General features: G+C 55.9%; 15 protein-coding genes. 8 read left to right on the top strand and 7 right to left on the bottom strand.

Annotated elements, in window-relative coordinates; translation table 11 throughout:
• Positions 1-224 precede the first annotated feature (224 nt).
• Positions 225-1,382 carry an FAD-dependent urate hydroxylase HpxO gene (hpxO, locus tag PanJK_RS06695; protein ID WP_265298229.1) on the top strand — a complete coding sequence of 386 codons (1,158 nt, stop codon included), beginning with the start codon at positions 225-227 and terminating at the stop codon, positions 1,380-1,382.
• A gap of 24 nt (positions 1,383-1,406) precedes the next feature.
• Here the strand turns inward: hpxO and dcp are convergent, their stop codons facing one another.
• The 5 genes from dcp to guaD all read right to left on the bottom strand — a co-directional run bounded on the left by dcp (position 1,407) and on the right by guaD (position 9,420).
• Entirely contained in the window at positions 1,407-3,455 is a 2,049-nt protein-coding gene (gene dcp / locus PanJK_RS06690) for a peptidyl-dipeptidase Dcp (protein WP_265298227.1), read from the bottom strand.
• 72 nt (positions 3,456-3,527) lie between these two features.
• Positions 3,528-4,310, bottom strand: coding sequence for a xanthine dehydrogenase accessory protein XdhC (gene xdhC, locus PanJK_RS06685; protein WP_265298225.1), 783 nt, complete (start codon positions 4,308-4,310; stop codon positions 3,528-3,530).
• The gene (gene xdhB, locus PanJK_RS06680; protein ID WP_265298223.1) at positions 4,297-6,663 is read right to left on the bottom strand and encodes a xanthine dehydrogenase molybdopterin binding subunit; all 2,367 of its coding nucleotides are present in this window, start codon (positions 6,661-6,663) and stop codon (positions 4,297-4,299) included. Before xdhB ends, xdhC begins: the two co-directional genes overlap by 14 nt.
• Entirely contained in the window at positions 6,653-8,095 is a 1,443-nt protein-coding gene (xdhA, locus tag PanJK_RS06675; protein ID WP_265298221.1) for a xanthine dehydrogenase small subunit, read from the bottom strand. Before xdhA ends, xdhB begins: the two co-directional genes overlap by 11 nt.
• Positions 8,092-9,420, bottom strand: coding sequence for a guanine deaminase (gene guaD, locus PanJK_RS06670; RefSeq protein WP_265298219.1), 1,329 nt, complete (start codon positions 9,418-9,420; stop codon positions 8,092-8,094). The genes xdhA and guaD overlap by 4 nt, the downstream gene beginning before the upstream one ends.
• Positions 9,421-9,804: 384 nt before the next feature.
• Here guaD and ydfG point away from each other — a divergent pair, with 384 nt between their 5' ends.
• Positions 9,805-10,551 (top strand): bifunctional NADP-dependent 3-hydroxy acid dehydrogenase/3-hydroxypropionate dehydrogenase YdfG, encoded by a 747-nt coding sequence (gene ydfG / locus PanJK_RS06665; RefSeq protein WP_265298217.1) that lies wholly within the window; start codon positions 9,805-9,807, stop codon positions 10,549-10,551.
• 126 nt (positions 10,552-10,677) lie between these two features.
• Here the strand turns inward: ydfG and PanJK_RS06660 are convergent, their stop codons facing one another.
• Positions 10,678-11,004: a YnfA family protein gene (locus PanJK_RS06660; RefSeq protein WP_256698409.1), complete on the bottom strand. Its 327-nt coding sequence runs from the start codon at positions 11,002-11,004 to the stop codon at positions 10,678-10,680.
• 133 nt (positions 11,005-11,137) lie between these two features.
• Between PanJK_RS06660 and PanJK_RS06655 the strand changes: the two genes are divergently transcribed.
• Entirely contained in the window at positions 11,138-11,473 is a 336-nt protein-coding gene (locus PanJK_RS06655) for a DUF1283 family protein (RefSeq protein WP_265298215.1), read from the top strand.
• A gap of 52 nt (positions 11,474-11,525) precedes the next feature.
• Positions 11,526-11,822, top strand: a complete 297-nt coding sequence (locus tag PanJK_RS06650; RefSeq protein WP_110866185.1) for a DUF1161 domain-containing protein — start codon at positions 11,526-11,528, stop codon at positions 11,820-11,822.
• Positions 11,823-11,853: 31 nt separating this feature from the next.
• On the opposite strand, the gene PanJK_RS06645 is transcribed toward PanJK_RS06650, so the two are convergent.
• Entirely contained in the window at positions 11,854-13,314 is a 1,461-nt protein-coding gene (locus PanJK_RS06645) for an MDR family MFS transporter (RefSeq protein ID WP_265298208.1), read from the bottom strand.
• A gap of 387 nt (positions 13,315-13,701) precedes the next feature.
• Between PanJK_RS06645 and PanJK_RS06640 the strand changes: the two genes are divergently transcribed.
• Genes PanJK_RS06640 through osmV form a run of 4 tightly spaced genes read left to right on the top strand, consistent with a single transcriptional unit; the run spans position 13,702 to position 17,154 of the window.
• Positions 13,702-14,418: an ABC transporter permease gene (locus tag PanJK_RS06640; protein ID WP_265298206.1), complete on the top strand. Its 717-nt coding sequence runs from the start codon at positions 13,702-13,704 to the stop codon at positions 14,416-14,418.
• Positions 14,419-14,434: 16 nt separating this feature from the next.
• Positions 14,435-15,361 (top strand): glycine betaine ABC transporter substrate-binding protein, encoded by a 927-nt coding sequence (locus PanJK_RS06635; RefSeq protein WP_265298204.1) that lies wholly within the window; start codon positions 14,435-14,437, stop codon positions 15,359-15,361.
• A gap of 9 nt (positions 15,362-15,370) precedes the next feature.
• Complete coding sequence (osmW, locus tag PanJK_RS06630) at positions 15,371-16,018, top strand: osmoprotectant ABC transporter permease OsmW (RefSeq protein ID WP_008108902.1); 648 nt, start codon at positions 15,371-15,373, stop codon at positions 16,016-16,018.
• Complete coding sequence (gene osmV, locus PanJK_RS06625) at positions 16,018-17,154, top strand: osmoprotectant ABC transporter ATP-binding protein OsmV (RefSeq protein ID WP_265298199.1); 1,137 nt, start codon at positions 16,018-16,020, stop codon at positions 17,152-17,154. The genes osmW and osmV overlap by 1 nt, the downstream gene beginning before the upstream one ends.
• Positions 17,155-17,162 lie beyond the last annotated feature (8 nt).

Here is a 17,162-nt window from a genome sequence, read left to right as displayed (position 1 = left end):
AAGAGTATGGCTGCTGCGGCGCCAATTACCATGCTGAAACAATCGATTCAACCTTTGTCACAAATTGCCCTTCTACAGTGCATAGATGTGCGCCACTGTAGTGCAGAACAGCAAAGCCAGATGCTGCTGTGCCAATGTAAAATCAAAGAGATAACCGCAAGTCGGCTTCCACGCGAATCTGGTACAAAAGTTGCAGTCTCTTATGCATAGCAAAGGAGACGGATATGAAAGCAATTGTGATTGGCGCGGGCATTGGCGGTATGAGTGCTGCGATTGCGCTGGAGAAAGCGGGTTTTGACACTGCGGTGTTTGAAGCAGTGAAAGAGATGAAGCCGGTGGGTGCGGCGATCTCCATCTGGCCCAACGGCGTAAAATGCCTCAACGCGTTGGGTATGAAAGAGCCGCTGCGCGCGCTGGGTGGCAACATGGCGTTTATGGCCTACAACGATGCGCACAGCGGCAGCACACTCACCCGCTTCAGCATGGAACCGCTGGTGCAACAGGTGGGTGAATATCCTTATCCAGTGGCGCGCGCCGAATTGCAGGCGATGCTCATCGATACCTACGGACGTTCGCGTATTAGCTTTGGCAAACGCGTCACGCAGGTTGAACAAACTGAGCACGGCGTCACCGCCTGGTTTGATGACGGTAGCCAGGCCGAAGGCGATTTCCTGATTGCCGCCGATGGCACGCACTCGGTGATCCGCCACTATGTACTGGGCGAAAGCATCGAACGTCGTTACGCCGGTTACGTCAACTGGAACGGCCTGGTGACGATTGATGAGGCTATTGCGCCCGCCGATCAATGGACCACTTTTGTTGGCGAAGGCAAACGCGTGTCGCTGATGCCGGTCAGCGATAACCGCTTCTACTTCTTCTTTGATGTCCCATTGCCAAAAGGCTTGTCGGAGGATCGCGCCACGCTGAAAAGTGACCTTAAAGGCTACTTCAGCGGCTGGGCCGAACCGGTGCAGCGCCTGATAGAACGTCTTAACCCGGAAACCACCAATCGCGTGGAAATCCACGATATCGAACCCTTTAGCCGTTTTGTTAAAGGTCGCGTGGCGTTGCTGGGCGATGCCGCGCACAGCACTACGCCGGATATCGGGCAAGGCGGTTGTGCGGCGATGGAAGATGCAGTGGTGCTGGCGCAGACGCTGGCGTCACACTCTTTGGGGATTGAGGATGCGCTGTTGCGCTATGAAAGCCGTCGCGTGGAGCGCACCAAAGATTTGGTGTTGAAAGCCCGTAAGCGCTGTGATGTTACCCATGCGAAAGATGCGGAAGTGACGGCGGCATGGTATGCGCATTTGAAAAATGAAACCGGCGAGCGAGTGCTTGCCGGTATGTGCGATACGATTGAAGGCGGTCCGTTCGGTTGAACCAGGTCGCCATCAATGGCGACCCTACGACTCTAATCCACGGTTTTTCAGCATTGGGCCGATTTCCGGCTCTTTGCCGCGCCACGCCAGCCACAGATGCTGCAAATCGGTGCTGTTTCCGCGAGACAGAATATGCTCGCGGAACTGCTGACCGTTTTCTCGCGTTAATCCCCCGCGTTCGACAAAGGCTTGATAGCCGTCATCGGCCAGCATCTGCGTCCAGATATAGGCGTAATAGCCAGCTGCATAACCGCCGCCCCAGATATGACGGAAATAGCTGGAGCGATAGCGTGGTGGAACCGCCGCCAGCGCAATGTTTTCGGCCGCCAATGCCTGTAATTCAAAGTGGCTGACGTCCTGCGGATTGTCGTGCGTGGTCAGTGAATGCCACTGCAAATCCAGCAGCGCGGCGGCGAGCAGCTCGGTCATGTCGTAGCCTTTGTTGAACTTCGCGGCACGCACCATCTTGTCGCGCAGCTCGGCCGGCATCGCCTCACCGGTTTTGTAGTGGCGCGCATAGTTGGCAAACACCGCTTCGTTGCTGGCCCAATGCTCATTAATCTGCGACGGGAACTCGACAAAGTCGCGCGGCGTGGCGGTGCCCGACAAGCTCGGATAGCGTTGCGACGCGAACAAGCCGTGCAGCGCATGACCAAACTCATGGAACAGCGTGATCACCTCATCCCAGCTCAGCAGCGCCGGCTGACCTGCCTGCGGCTTGGTGTAGTTGCACACGTTGTAGATCACTGGTTTGGTGCCGAGCAGCGTGGTTTGGTCGACGAAATTACTCATCCACGCGCCGCCGCTTTTGTTATCACGTTTGAAGAAGTCGGTGTAGAACAGCGCCAGCGGCGTGTCGTCGGCATCGAAAATCTCGTAAACGTTGACGTCGGGATGATAAACCGGCAGATCGTGGCGTTGGCTAAAGCGGATGCCAAACAATTGGCTGGCCGACCAGAACACGCCCTTCTCCAGCACATTATTCAACTCAAAGTACGGGCGGATTTGGCTCTCATCCAGCGCGTATTGCGCTTTACGCACCTGCTCAGCGTAGAAATTCCAGTCCCAGACGCGCAGCGGGAAACTGTGATGTGAGGCTTCAATCGCCTGCTGAATATCGGCAGCTTCGCGTTCGGCGCGGGCCCGCGCGGCGGGTACGATATTGCGCATAAAGGCAAAAGCCGCCTCCGGCGTTTTCGCCATCTGATCCTGCATGCTCCACTCGGCATAGGTTTTGAAGCCGAGCAGACTCGCCTGCTGCGCGCGCAGTTGCGCCATGCGTAACACGATGTCGCGCGTGTCGTTATCATCGCCCTGCTCGCTGCGGGTTAGCGCCTGCTGGAACAGCGCTTCACGCGTGGCGCGCACTTCAAGGGCTTGCAGCGCCGGTTGCTGCGTGGTGTTTTGCAGCGCAATTAACCATTCGCCGTGCAAACCACGCGCTTCGGCCGCCGCTTTGGCGTGCGCCAGCTCTTCCTCGCTTAATCCCGCCAAGGCCGCCACATTGCTCACCACATAAGCACCGGCTTTGGTGGCTGCCAGCAACTTGTTGCCGAAACGGGTGCTGAGGCTTGCTAATTCCTGATTGCAGGCACGCAGCTGGGTTTTATCCGCGTCGTTCAGGCTGGCGCCTGCCAGTTGGAAATGCTGCCAGGTGACTTCCGCCAGACGCATCGCTTCAGCATCCGGACACTGCGATCCGCGATGCTGGTAAACCGCATCAAGGCGAGCGAACAGCTGGCTGTTCAGGCAGATTTCATCATTGAGCGCGGTCAGCTGCGGGGTAATCAGTTCATCGATTTCCTGCAGGCGATCGCTGGTGTTGGCAGAGGTCATGGCGCCGAACACCAGATTGACGCGCTTCAGCAACTGGCCGCTGCGCTCCAGCGCCTCAAAGGTGTTGGCAAAGGTTGGTGCTTCAGGATTGCTGGCGATCGCCGCCACTTCGCGCCGTTTCTCTTCAATGCCCGCTTCCAGCGCCGGCAGAAAATCCTCTTCCTGAATCTGGTCAAATGGCGGGGTTTGATACGGCAAGGTGCTGGCGGTGAAAAACGGATTAGCTCGTGAATTCATTATCGCTCCTGATAATCAGCAACGCCGCACGGTGGCGGCGGGATGGTTCTATCCTGGCAGTTTCCTCGTCACTCAACAACTTATCGCCTGCTGTTGATAGACGCTGATGATTTCCCCCGCCACCGCCACGGCAATTTCCGCCGGTAACTTGCCCTTCACATCCGCTAAACCAATCGGGCAACGCAAACGCGCAAGGGAATCTGCCGTAATGCCTTTGCCCTCTAAGCGATAACGAAAACGCTGGGCTTTGGTGGCAGAACCAATCACACCGGCATAGCGAAAATCGCCGCGCCGTAAGATCGCTTCACTGAGCGCCAGATCAAGCGGATGATCGTGCGTCATCACCACAAAGTAGCTGTCGGGCGCGGCTTCTTGCACACAGTCGATCGGATCTTCAACCTGGCGCACCGTCACGCCAGGCGGCACGGCGCGAAACTGTGCGGCGCGGCTATCAATCCACGTAATGTGGCACGGCAAGGTGGCGAGCAGATTCACCAGCGCCTGGCCGACGTGGCCTGCGCCGTATACCTGGATTTCCGGCTGCTGCTGCATCAGCGGTTCAAACAGCAAAGTGGCGTGACCGCCACAGCATTGGCCGAGGCGCGCAGCCAGCGCAAACTCTTCACTGCGCGGTTGAGTGCAGCGCTGCTGCAGCATCTCGCGTGCCTGCGCAATGCATTGATACTCAAGATGCCCGCCGCCAATGGTGAGAAAGGTGTCATTGGCGCTGACCACCATTTTGCTGCCGCGATCGCGCGGCACGGAGCCCCGCTCGCTCAGCACGGTGATCAACACGCAGCTTTCACGTTTTTCCCGCAGGCTGTGTAACACGCTGATCCAGTCATGATAAATCATGGTCCGCTCCTGATAAGCGCTGAATCCCCCAGAACACCCGCTCCGGCGTGGCGGGCGCGTCCAGCTGTGGGTGGCGACGATAGTTATCGACGCTGGCAACCGCATCCTGCAACGCGCACCACACAGCGATGCCCAACATAAACGGCGGTTCGCCGACGGCTTTGGAGTGAAACACCGTGTCCTGCGGGTTTTTGCGGTTCTCTACCAGCGTGACGCGCAAATCACTCGGTACATCGCTGATCGCCGGGATTTTGTAACTGGCCGGGCTATCGGTGAGCAATTTGCCCTTGTCGTTCCACACCAGCTCTTCGCAGGTGAGCCAGCCCATGCCCTGCACAAAACCGCCTTCAACCTGGCCGATATCAATCGCCGGATTCAGCGATGCGCCCACGTCATGCAAAATGTCGGCGCGCAGCAAACGGTATTCACCGGTCAGCGTATCCACAAGCACTTCACAGCAGGCCGCGCCGTAGGAGAAGTAATAGAACGGTTTACCGCGTCCGGCAGCGCGATCGTAATGAATGCCTGGCACTTTGTAGAAACCGGTGGCAGAAAGTGGCACCTGATTAAGCCAGGCTTGCTGCGCAACCTGAGCGAAGGTGAAGTGTTTCTCGCCGACGCGCACAATGCCGTTGCTGAAATGCACCGCTTCTGCCGCGCATTGATGTTGCTGACACAGCATCTCGGTTAAGCGATCGCGCAGGATTTGCGCCGCATTCTGCGCCGCTTTGCCGTTAAGATCGGCCCCGCTGGACGCCGCAGTTGGCGAGGTGTTGGGCACTTTGCCGGTATCGGTGGCAGTCACCTGAATCTGGCTGATATCAATCTGCAGCACTTCCGCCACAATCTGCGCCACTTTGGTGTTTAAGCCCTGACCCATTTCGGTACCGCCGTGATTGAGTTGCACCGTGCCATCGGTATAAATCAAAATCAGCGCACCGGCCTGATTGAGGAAGCTGGAGGTAAATGAGATGCCGAATTTTACCGGCGTCAGCGCCAGTCCGCGTTTCATAAAACGGTTGCTGGCGTTAAACGCGCTGATTTCACGACGCCGCGCGGCGTAATCGCTGCTGGTTTCTAGCTGCGCGGTCATCTCATCCAGCAGATTGTCTTCCACCTGCTGATGGTAATGGGTGATGTTGCGATCGGTTTTGCCGTAATAATTGCGTTTGCGCAGTTCGAGCGGATCTAATCCGAGCTCGCGTGCGACGTGATCCATGATCTGTTCAATCGCCACCATGCCTTGCGGTCCGCCGAAGCCACGATAGGCGGTGTTCGAAGCGGTATGCGTGCGGCAGCGATAGCCGGTAATCAACGCATCGCCGAGGTAATAGGCGTTATCTGCGTGGAACATCGCGCGATCGACTATCGATCCGCTGAGATCAAGCGAATAACCGCAGTTGCCGGCCAGATCGATCTTCACGCCACAGAAACGACTATCGTCATCGACGCCAACATCGTAGCGGACAAAAAAGGGATGGCGTTTGCCGGTGATCTGCATGTCGTCGCGGCGCGCCAGGCGCATTTTCACCGGTTTACGCAGCTGACGCGCGGCAATGGCACACAAACACGCCACGCCCGCCGCCTGGGTCTCTTTGCCGCCAAAGCCGCCGCCCATGCGCCGCATATCAATGGTGACTTTGTTCATGGTGATGCCCATCACTTCCGCCACCAGCTTCTGCACTTCGGTGGGGTTTTGCGTCGAGGAGAACACCTGCAATGTGTCATCTTCGCCGGGGATCACCAGCGCCGTTTGGGTTTCCAGATAGAAATGTTCCTGACCGCCGATGTGAAATTCACCCTGAATACGGCGCGACGCGCGTGCCAACGCGGCTTCGGCATCACCGCGTTGGTGAATATGCGGCTGCTGCACAAAGAAGCGCTGTTCCAGCGCTTCACGCACGTCGAGCACCGCCGTTAGCGCTTCATACTCAACAATTGCAGCTGCAGCACCGGCACGCGCCGCTTCAGGTGAATCAGCCGCGACGGCTATCACTATCTGACCGAAATATTCGATTTTATCCTGCGCCAGCAGCGGATCGCCCGGTTCGAGCGGACCGACATCATTGAGGCCCGGCACATCGCGCCACGTCAGCACGCTGACTACGCCCGGCACCGCATAGCACGGCTGCACATTCAGTTTGGTGATGCGCGCATGCGCGTGCTCGCTCAGTCGCGGACAGAGATGCAGCAATCCCGGCAGATCGGGCTTGTCGTCGATATACAGCGCTTCACCGGAGACATGCTTGTCGGCACTTTCGTGTTTGTTACTGCGCCCCACGCCCGTTTGCATGCCGGTGGCGAACTGGGTTTTCAGCAGCGTTTCGTTCAGTTCCGGACGGTTATGAGACATAGCGCGATACCTCAGTAATGGTCAGCTCGCCAGACGCTTGTGCGTAATAGCGGCGCAACAGATTGCGCGCCACCTGCAGGCGATAATCGGCGCTGGCGCGGAAGTCGCTCAGCGGCTTAAAATCCGCGCTCAATGCGGCGCAGGCTTTTTCGATGGCGCTGAGATTCAGCGGCTGACCCAGCAATTGGGCTTCAGCCGCCAGCGCGCGCTTCGGCGTGGCGGCCATGCCACCAAAAGCCAGTCGCGCTTCCACAATCACACCTTCCTCGATTTGCAGGTTAATGGCGGCGAACACGGCGGAAATATCATCATCCAGCCGTTTCGCCACCTTCCACGCTGTAAAGTTGGGTGACACCGTCACTTTAGGAATGGTGATGCTGCGAATGAATTCCCCCGGCAGCAAGACCGTTTGGCGATAGGCAGTAAAGAATTGATCAAGCCGGACTTCTCGCTGCTTATCGCCCTGCTGCAAAACCAGACGCGCATTCAGTGCCAGCAGCATCGGCGCGCAATCACCAATCGGCGATGCGTTGCCAATGTTGCCGCCGAGCGTGCCTTGATTACGAATTTGCAACGAGGCAAAACGCTCCAGTATGCTGCTAAACGCCGGAATGTACTGCGCTAAAAACTGATAGCAATGATGCAATGAGGCGGCAGCGCCAAGATAAAGATGTGTTTCATCTTCGTGGCAGACCTTCAACTCATCAACCTGCTCCAGCGCAATCAGCAGCGGCAGGCGCTTATATTGTTGGGTGATTTGCAGCGTCAGATCGGTGCCACCGGCCACCAAACGAGCTTCGGGATATTGCTGATAGAGATCGGCGAGCTGCGCTAACGTTTTTGGCAGATAGCAGCGGCTGCCCGCTGCTTCGATAATCTGGACTTCGGTGTTGCTGAGCGCCTGTAAACGCTGCACTAACACAGGTGCATTGGCGCTGAAGGCATCCGCAACAGGTTGTTCGCATGCCTGCTGCGCCGCATCCATGATCGGACGATAGCCGGTACAGCGACACAAATTGCCCGCCAGCGCCTGTTCTGCCTGATGACGATCCCAACCTGCGCTGTTTTTCTGCAGGGTAAACAGCGACATCACGAAACCCGGCGTGCAGTAACCGCATTGCGACCCGTGGCAATCCACCATCGCTTGCTGCACGCTGTGCAGTTCGCGGCCCTGCTTGAGATCTTCCACCGTAATCAGCTGCTTGCCTTGCAGGCTGCTTACCAGCGTCAAACAGCTGTTGACCGCCTGATACTGCATCTCGCCATCCACCACTTTACCGAGCGTGACGGTGCAGGCACCGCAGTCGCCCGAGGCACAACCCTCTTTGGTGCCGCGACGCTGCTGCTGGCCGCGCAGGTAGTTAAGCACGGTGAGATTGGGATCGAGCTCGCGTTCGGTAATTAAACGATCGTTGAGTAAGAACTGGATCATGCGATTTGCTCCTCACTTTCGCGCTGCCAAACCGGCTTGCCGCTCACCCAGGTTTGCGCAATGTTGCGGTCGTCGCCAAGTGTCATCATCACAAATAGCCGCTCCCAGATATCTTTGCTGTTGGCGTTTCGCAGCTTTTGCAGCGGCGACATCGCCGGATCGAGCACCACAAAATCAGCCTCTTTACCGGGATTAAAGTTGCCGATAACGTCATCGAGGTCGAGCGCGTGCGCGCCGCCTAAGGTGGCGTGATAGAACGCTTCGCAGGCGCTGAGTTTGTACTGCTGTAGCTGGCCGACTTTGTAGGCTTCGCCCAGCGTTTGCAGCAGATTAAAGGTGGTGCCAGCTCCAACGTCGGTGCCAATTCCCATGCGCACGCCCTGCTGCCAGCAGCGTTTGATGTTGAATAAGCCGCTGCCGAGGAACAGGTTTGACGTTGGGCAGAAGGCAATCGATGAATCGGTGTCATGCAGGCATTGCCACTCTTGATCTTCCAGATGCAAACAGTGCGCAAACACGCTGCGTTTGCCGGTGAGTTGGTGGTGATGATAGACATCGAGATAGCCCGCCCGCTCCGGGAATAACGCTTTCACCCAGGCGATCTCCTGCTGGTTTTCACTTAAGTGCGTGTGCATCCAGACATCAGGGAACTCCTCACGCAGTTGGCGCACTTTGTCCAGCAGTTCGGGCGACGAGGTCGGCGCAAAGCGCGGCGTTAGCGCATAGCTCAGGCGGCCGCGTTGATGCCAGCGCTCAATCAGTTCACGCGTGTGCTTATAGCTCTCTTCCGGCGTTTCGGTCAGGTATTCCGGTGCGTTGCGATCCATCATCACTTTGCCGGCAATCAGCCGCATATCCAGCTGCTGTGCGGCGCTGAACAGGGAATCAACCGACTGCTTATGCACGGTGCCGAATACCAGCGCGGTGGTGGTACCGTTCGACAACAGCTGATGCAGGAAAAACGCCGACATTTTTGCCGCGTGATCGGGACAGTGATATTGGCTCTCCACCGGGAAAGTGTATTGGTTGAGCCACTCCAGCAGCTGTTCGCCAAAGGCGCCGATCATCTCGGTTTGCGGGTAATGGATATGGGTATCGATAAAACCGGGCACGATCAGTTTGCCGCGCAGATCGGTGACGCGCGTGTGATCGACGCGCCCTTCCGCAATTTGCCAGCTTTCAAGGCTGACCACTTTGCCGTCACGCAGCGTTAATAAGCCATCTTCGAGATAGCGCGCATTGGCAGCGATGTCGTCTGGCTGCGCGGCCAGAGCGGTGAAATCAAAGAAGCTGGCGCGCAGCAGCGTTTCGGGTGCGTAAGGCATAATGGTTCCTTGGTGCTTTTTTATTAGTGCAGGTGATTGCCTTAAAGATAGTTTGCAAAGCGCATGCCAATGCAAAGAACAAAAAATACTGTTTACTTTCAATATTATAGGTTGTTTTGGCGTGTTTTTATGTCAAGCTTGCCTGGCAAACGTATGCGCAACCGGTTGCCTGGGTTCGCAAACGGTTGCTATTTAACATTGTGCTAAGTTTTACCTGACATGGCGAGTTGATCGCCCGCAAACGTGCGCCTTTGTGGTGCGCTGATGCACTCGCGATGTGCAGGAAAGATCCTGCAACACGCTGCCTTTGGTTTTCATGAGCATGGGTTCGAGGTTAATGCTAAGGTGTGGCTGATAACCTGAAATCGTTTAAGGAACAGTGAGATGATTATTTTTGTTACCGGCGCAACGGCTGGTTTTGGTCAAAGTATCACCCGCCGCTTCATTGCTACAGGTCATAAAGTGATCGCCAGCGGACGTCGCGCTGAGCGCTTAAAAGAGTTGAAAGATGAGCTGGGCGATAATCTGTATACCGTTCAGCTGGACGTGCGTAATCGCGCCGCCATCGATGAAGTGATTGCCTCCCTGCCCGCTGGATGGCGCAATATTGATGTGCTGGTGAACAATGCTGGCCTGGCGCTGGGTGTGGAACCGGCGCACAAAGCCAATATCGAAGACTGGGAAAATATGATCGACACCAACAACAAAGGGTTGGTGTACATGACGCGTGCGGTGCTGCCTGCGATGGTGGAGCGCAACGTCGGTCATATCGTGAATATCGGTTCGATTGCGGGCAGCTGGCCCTATTTGGGTGGCAACGTGTATGGCGCGACCAAAGCGTTCGTGCGCCAGTTCAGCCTGAATCTGCGTACCGACCTGCACGGCACCGCGCTGCGCGTGACCGATATCGAGCCAGGTTTGGTGGGCGGCACCGAGTTCTCCAACGTGCGCTTCAAGGGCGATGATGATAAAGCGGGCCAGGTTTACGAAGGCACCACCGCGTTAACGGCGGAAGATGTGACCGAAGCGGTCTATTGGGTGACGACGCTGCCTAAGCACGTCAACATCAATACGCTGGAGATTATGCCGGTGACGCAAACCACTGCAGGATTGAAAGTGCATAAAGGTTAATCGCGGTTATACGCTGTTTGATCGAGATACCCGGGGCGACCATCCCGTGAGGCGCTCCGGCGGCTTTCGCCGCTACGACCTCATCGGGATGTTTCCCCTAATATCCAATGCCTGTGTTGCCGGTTATTACACCCGGCCCCACCCTGTCACGATAATCAACATGCCGCTAAAGGCGACCAGCGCACCGACCCAATCCCATGTACTGAGTTTTACGCCATCCACCACGCGCAGCCAGATCAGCGCGGTTAACACGTATACGCCGCCATAGGCTGCATAGACGCGCCCGCTCGCGGCGGGATGCAGCGTCAACAACCAAACAAACAGCGCCAGACTTGCTGCGGCGGGCACCAGCAGCCAGGCCGTCATGCCCTTCTTCAACCATAGCCACGGCAGGAAACAGCCAACAATTTCCGCTATCGCAGTGATAAAAAACAGCAAGGCGGTTTTTACCAGCATAGAAAATCTCTCACTAAGCTAAACAAAGCGCTCACCGCTGGTGAGCAAAGAAGCAGCGATGATATACTAGCGCCCATGGTTGTTACAGCCGCGATCCCGGCTGTGCTGGTGTTAACTGAAGGAAATGACGATGAAAAAACTGTTATCCGCCCTGTTGGCGACCGTGGTGACGTCGAGCCTGTTAATGGCTGCGCCAATTGCGTCTGCCAAAACCGATCGCCTGATCATTGAAGATGGCAGCAGCGCCTCCAGCAATGAAGCCGCGCGCCAGAGCAAAGAGCAGTGGAACGATACTAAAAATCTGCGTAACAAGGTCAATACCCGCGTTGAGAAAGAGTTTGATAAAGCGGACAAAGCCTTTGATACCCGCGACTCCTGCGAAAAGAGCTACAACGTTAACGCCTATTGGGAACCGAATACGCTGCGCTGCCTCGACCGCCGCACCGGACGTCCAATTGCACCTTAATCGTTTATCACTGCTATAGTTTTGACAGGATTTCTGACCAAAGGAGTGAATGATGAAAAAACGTAATGCAGTTCTGCTGATGGCGATGTTGTCGCTGCCGGTATTGGCGCAGGCGTCTTGTGAAAGCGTCAAAGCGGACATCAGCAAAAAAATCATTAACAACGGCGTCGCCGAATCGGACTTCACGCTGGATATCGTGGCCAATGATCAAGCCGATCAGGTCGGCGGCCAGGTTGTGGGTCATTGTGAGAACGACACACAGAAAATCGTCTACAAGAAAAATGGCCGTGATGGTGACAGCACCGTGCCAGACAGCGCGGGCAGCTCTCAGGATACGCCAGCGCAGTAAACTTTCGGGCGGCTCTCTGGCCGCCCTGCTTTTACTCCACTTCCGGCCTTTGCCGCGGCATTATCCACGCCACCCACAACGTTAGCAGCGCAATCAGCAACGACACTACAAACACCCAATGTAAAGAACTGGCGATTTGTCCGGTCCAGTCATGCAATGTCGCCTCCGACAGCGTCTGACGGCTTTCAGGCGACATGATTTTCTGCATCGGATCGTCGGCCTGCGGCAGACGCAGCGACAAGTTGAGGTTCAGCACCGCGCCCAATAACGCGGTACCAATCGCCGAACCGATCATGCGGCTGAACATGATTGAGGCGGTGCAAATGCCGCGAATGTCGTAATGCGCATGGTTCTGTACCGATACCAGAAACGTGGTGCTGGTCATGCCCATGCCGGTACCAATCACAAAGGCGGTGAATCCGGCCTGCACGATTGAGCTGTCGCTGCGCAGTAGCAGCAGCAACGCGCTGCCAGCAATCAGCAGCAGCGCGCCCAACTGCGCGGTGAAGCGATAGGAGGTGATAAGCATCAACCTACCGCTCAATGTACTGGCCAGCGGCCAGCCAATCGACATCATCGCCAGCGCGCTGCCGGCCTGCAGCGGCGTGCCGCCGGTGATGCCCTGAATCCATGTCGGCAAAAACGCGCTGATGCCCATCATGCTGGCACCGATAATCAGGTTGCCGATGTTGCCAGCAACGATGAGCCGACTGCGCCAGATTTCCAGCGGAAACAGCGGTGCATCAGCACGCTGTTCATGATGTTTTAAACGCCAGGCGGCGATGACTGCCAGCAGCAGGAATGGCAGCAGCCAGAAGCCGAGCACTTCGGCCTGTAACAGCGCGACTAATAATGCCGTCACGCAGATCATCAGCCAACAGCTGCCGGTAAGATTGAGCGTGGTGGCCTGATTTTGCTCACGCGATGGAAGGAAGCGCGCCAGCAGCAACATGGCGATCGCGCCAATCGGTACGTTAACCCAGAAAATCACCGACCAGCTAAAGTGCTGTACCAGCCACGCGCCGCTCAGCGGGCCAATAATTGCCGCCACGCCCCAGACGCTGGAGAGCCAGCCTTGTACGTTGGCGCGTTCGCGCGGCGAATAGACGTCAGCCACAATGGTGGAGGTCAGCGGCATAATCGCGCCGGCACCTAAACCCTGAAAAGCGCGAAACAGAATCAGCCACGTCATGCTGTGGGCGAATCCGCACAAAATCGATCCCAGCAGGAACAGCGATACGCCAATAAACAGCAGCCGTTTGCGGCCCCACATGTCTGCTAATCGGCCATAGAGCGGCACGCTGACGGCTTGTGTCAGTAAATAGATGGAAAATACCCAGCCAAACTGCGAAAAGCCGCCAAGATCGGCAATGATGGTCGGCATCGCGGTGGCCACGATGGTGACTTCAATCGCCGCCATAAACATAGCGAGCATGCAGCCGATGAGAATCCAGTGGCGATGTTCCGTGTTCAATTCTGCAGTTTCAGTCATACGTCTCCCTAATTTCTAACAAGGCTAGCTGAAAATTCACCAGACCAGTTTCCTCTGCGTGCGCCCCATCTGTGACGACGTCACTTATTTCGATGAAAATTTTTTATTGTCGTATGATGCCTTATTCCATGCGGGTTAGCTGCGGTTTTTGATTATTTCTATCTGACTGATTTTGCCGCAGAAACTGGCACTTATCGACAAGCATTGCTATAGGTCTAAGTGGTGCTTTCCAGTTATTCACTGAAAAAGTATCTGCAAATAGTCATTTTAACTGCAATTTAATGGGGTGAAGGATTTTCGTATATGTGCGTTTTTGACACTGCGCCGCCATCCTGGGAATGACATCACCACATCGAACGATTTTTTTGAATCAGGGAGACACTGGCTATGCAAAATGCATCGCTCGCCCGCCGCGCTGGGCTGGCTCTGCTCGCAATTGTTGCGGTGATTGCCCTGCTAGTATGGGGGCTGGGGCTGAATACGCTGCGCGACCGCCGGGAAGATTTGATCTATCTCGGGCAGCAGCATCTGTTTTTGGTGTTTTGGTCAATGTTCTTTGCGCTGCTGGTAGGGATTCCCAGCGGGATCCTGCTAAGTCGTCCGTTTGCCCGCCGCTGGGCAGAGTACGTGATGCAAATCTTCAACGTGGGTAATACGCTGCCACCGCTGGCGGTATTGGCGCTAGCGATGGTGATTGTCGGTATCGGCGATCGTCCCGCGCTGATAGCTCTGTTCCTCGCCTCGCTGCTGCCGATTGTGCGTAATACTTTTGCCGGTTTAAGCGCGGTACCGCCGTCGCTAATCGAAGCCGCCAACGGTATAGGTATGACCAAGTTTCAGCGTTTGCGTCAGGTGGAAATTCCCAATGCGCTGCCGGTGATTTTGGCAGGCGTGCGCATCGCTACGGCGATAAACGTCGGTACCGCGCCATTGGCGTTTCTGATTGGTGCCAGCAGCTTTGGTGAACTGATCTTCCCCGGCATCTACCTCAACGACTTCCCTACGCTGATCCTTGGCGCCGTGGCAACCGCGCTGGTTGCGCTGGTGCTCGACATGCTGCTTGCAGCATTGGGACGTTATCTCAGCCCGCACTCTGTGGCTTAACACAAGGAGATTTGTGATGGCTACTGCCAATAAGCTGGCGCGCTGGGTAAAACGTACTGCGCTAGCACTGACCGCGACGCTGGCAATCAGCCACAGCGTTGCTGCTGCAACACCAATCACCATGGCAACTAAGAGCTTTACTGAGCAGCACATTCTCTCCGCGATGACGGTGATCTGGTTGCAGAAGAAAGGTTTTCAGGTGATCCCTAAGACCAATATCGCCACCACCATTGGTCGTAACGCGATGATCAATAAACAGATTGATATGACGTGGGAATATACCGGTACTTCGCTAATCATCTTTAACCACATCAATAAGCCGATGTCGACGGAAGACGCGTATAAAACGGTAAAACAGCTGGATGCGAAGTTGGGTCTGGTCTGGCTCAATCCTGCACCGATGAACAATACCTATGCGTTTGCTATGCAACGCGATCGCGCGGAGAAAGAAGGCATCAACACCATGTCGCAACTGGTGGCGAAGCTGGAAGAGGTGCGCAAGAACGATCCGGATCATAACTGGAAACTCGGTTTAGACCTGGAGTTCTCGGGCCGCTCCGATGGCCTGAAGCCGTTGCAGAAAGCCTACAACATGCCGCTCGATCGGCCGCAGATTCGCCAGATGGATCCCGGCTTAGTCTACAACGCTATACGCGATGGCTTTGTTGACGCGGGTTTAATCTACACCACCGATGGCCGTGTGAAAGGGTTTGAACTCAAAGTGTTAGAAGATGATAAGCACTTCTTCCCGAGTTACAACGTCACGCCAGTGGTGCGTCAGGATGTGCTGGAGAGCCATCCAGGCTTGGATACGGCGCTTAATCAGCTTTCCGCATTGATTAATGACGAAGCGATCACCGAGATGAACAAGCGTGTCGATATTGATCATCAGTCGCCGCAACAGGTGGCGCGTGATTTCCTTCAATCTAAGAACATGCTGTAAGGAGGCGCTGTGGATACCTTGCATTACATCATGAATAACTGGCACACCTTGATGTCGCTCACCTGGCAACATACCTGGCTGGTGCTGGTCGCGGTAGGTTTCGCCATTATCGTTGGCGTGCCGCTGGGCATTTTGATTGTGCGCTTTAAGTGGCTGGCCACGCCGGTGCTCGGCATCGCCACCATTGTGTTAACCATTCCGACCATTGCGTTGTTTGGTTTGATGATTCCGCTGTTTTCCATGATCGGTCAGGGCATTGGCGCCCTGCCCGCGATTACTGCGGTGTTTCTCTACTCGTTGCTGCCGATTGTGCGTAATACGCATACCGCGCTGGAGAATTTGTCACCCGGACTGCGCGAAGCTGGTCGCGGAATTGGCATGACTTTCTGGCAGCGTTTGCGCTGGGTGGAAATTCCGATGGCGCTGCCGGTGATTTTTGGCGGTATTCGTACGGCGGTGGTGATGAACGTTGGCGTAATGGCGATTGCCGCCGTGATTGGTGCAGGCGGTTTGGGCCTGCAACTGCTCGACGGTATCAGCGGCAGCGATGTGCGCATGCTGATTGCCGGTGCCTTGATGATTTGTTTGCTCGCGATTGTGCTTGATTGGCTGCTGCACCGTTTGCAGTCGGCGCTGACTCCTAAGGGGATTCGATAATGATAAAACTGGAAAACCTGACGAAAACCTTTACGCAAAAGAACGGCACGTCTCTCAATGCCGTGGATAACGTCAGCCTGGAAGTGCCTGCCGGGGAAATGTGTGTGCTGCTCGGCCCATCGGGTTGTGGCAAAACCACTACGCTGAAGATGATTAACCGCCTGATTCCTTCTTCAAGCGGCAGGATTTTGATCAATGGTGAAGACACCAGCGGACAAGATACCGTTACCCTGCGCCGCAATATTGGTTACGTGATCCAGCAGATTGGTCTGTTCCCGAACATGACCATCGAGGAGAACATTACCGTGGTGCCGCGCATGCTGGGCTGGGATAAGAAGCGCTGCCGCGAACGCGCCACGGAATTGATGAGCATGGTGGCGCTCGATCCGACCAAGTTCCTGCATCGCTATCCGCGTGAAATGTCCGGTGGTCAGCAGCAGCGTATCGGCGTGATTCGCGCACTGGCCGCTGATCCACCGGTTTTGCTGATGGATGAACCTTTCGGCGCGGTCGATCCGATCAACCGTGAAGTGATTCAGAACGAGTTCCTGGAAATGCAGCGTCAGTTGAAGAAGACCGTGATGCTGGTTAGCCATGATATTGATGAAGCGCTGAAGCTCGGCGACCGCATTGCCGTGTTTGGTCAGGGCAAAATTGTGCAGTGCGCCAGCCCGGATGAGCTGTTAGCCAAACCGGCGAACGACTTTGTGGGCTCCTTTGTCGGTCAGGACCGTACGCTGAAACGTTTGTTGCTGGTGCAGGCTGGCGATGTCACCGATCAGCAGCCCACCATCACCGTGCAGCGCACAACGCCATTGCAGGACGCTTTCGCTACCATGGACGATAACGATATGCGCTCGGTGACGGTGGTTGATGAAGATGGCAAGCCGCTGGGATTTGTGAAGCGTCGTGAAGCGCGCGGATCCACGGGCCGCTGCGAAGAGATGCTGCATACTTTTAAAGTGACCGGCAAAGCAGAAGAGAACCTGCGCGTGGTGCTGTCGAAGTTGTATGAGCACAACACGGTATGGATGCCGATCGTCGATGAGGAAGGTCGTTATAGCGGTGAGATATCGCAGGATTACATTGCCGATTATCTCAGTTCTGGACGTACGCGCCGTCGTTTGAATCCATAAAACCGTAA

Origin of the sequence: Pantoea sp. JK (assembly GCF_026130245.1) — a bacterium.
GTDB classification, from domain to species: Bacteria; Pseudomonadota; Gammaproteobacteria; order Enterobacterales; family Enterobacteriaceae; genus Pantoea; species Pantoea trifolii.
The sequence above is the reverse complement of the archived record's forward strand: the minus strand, read 5'-3'. Positions and strand labels throughout refer to the sequence as shown.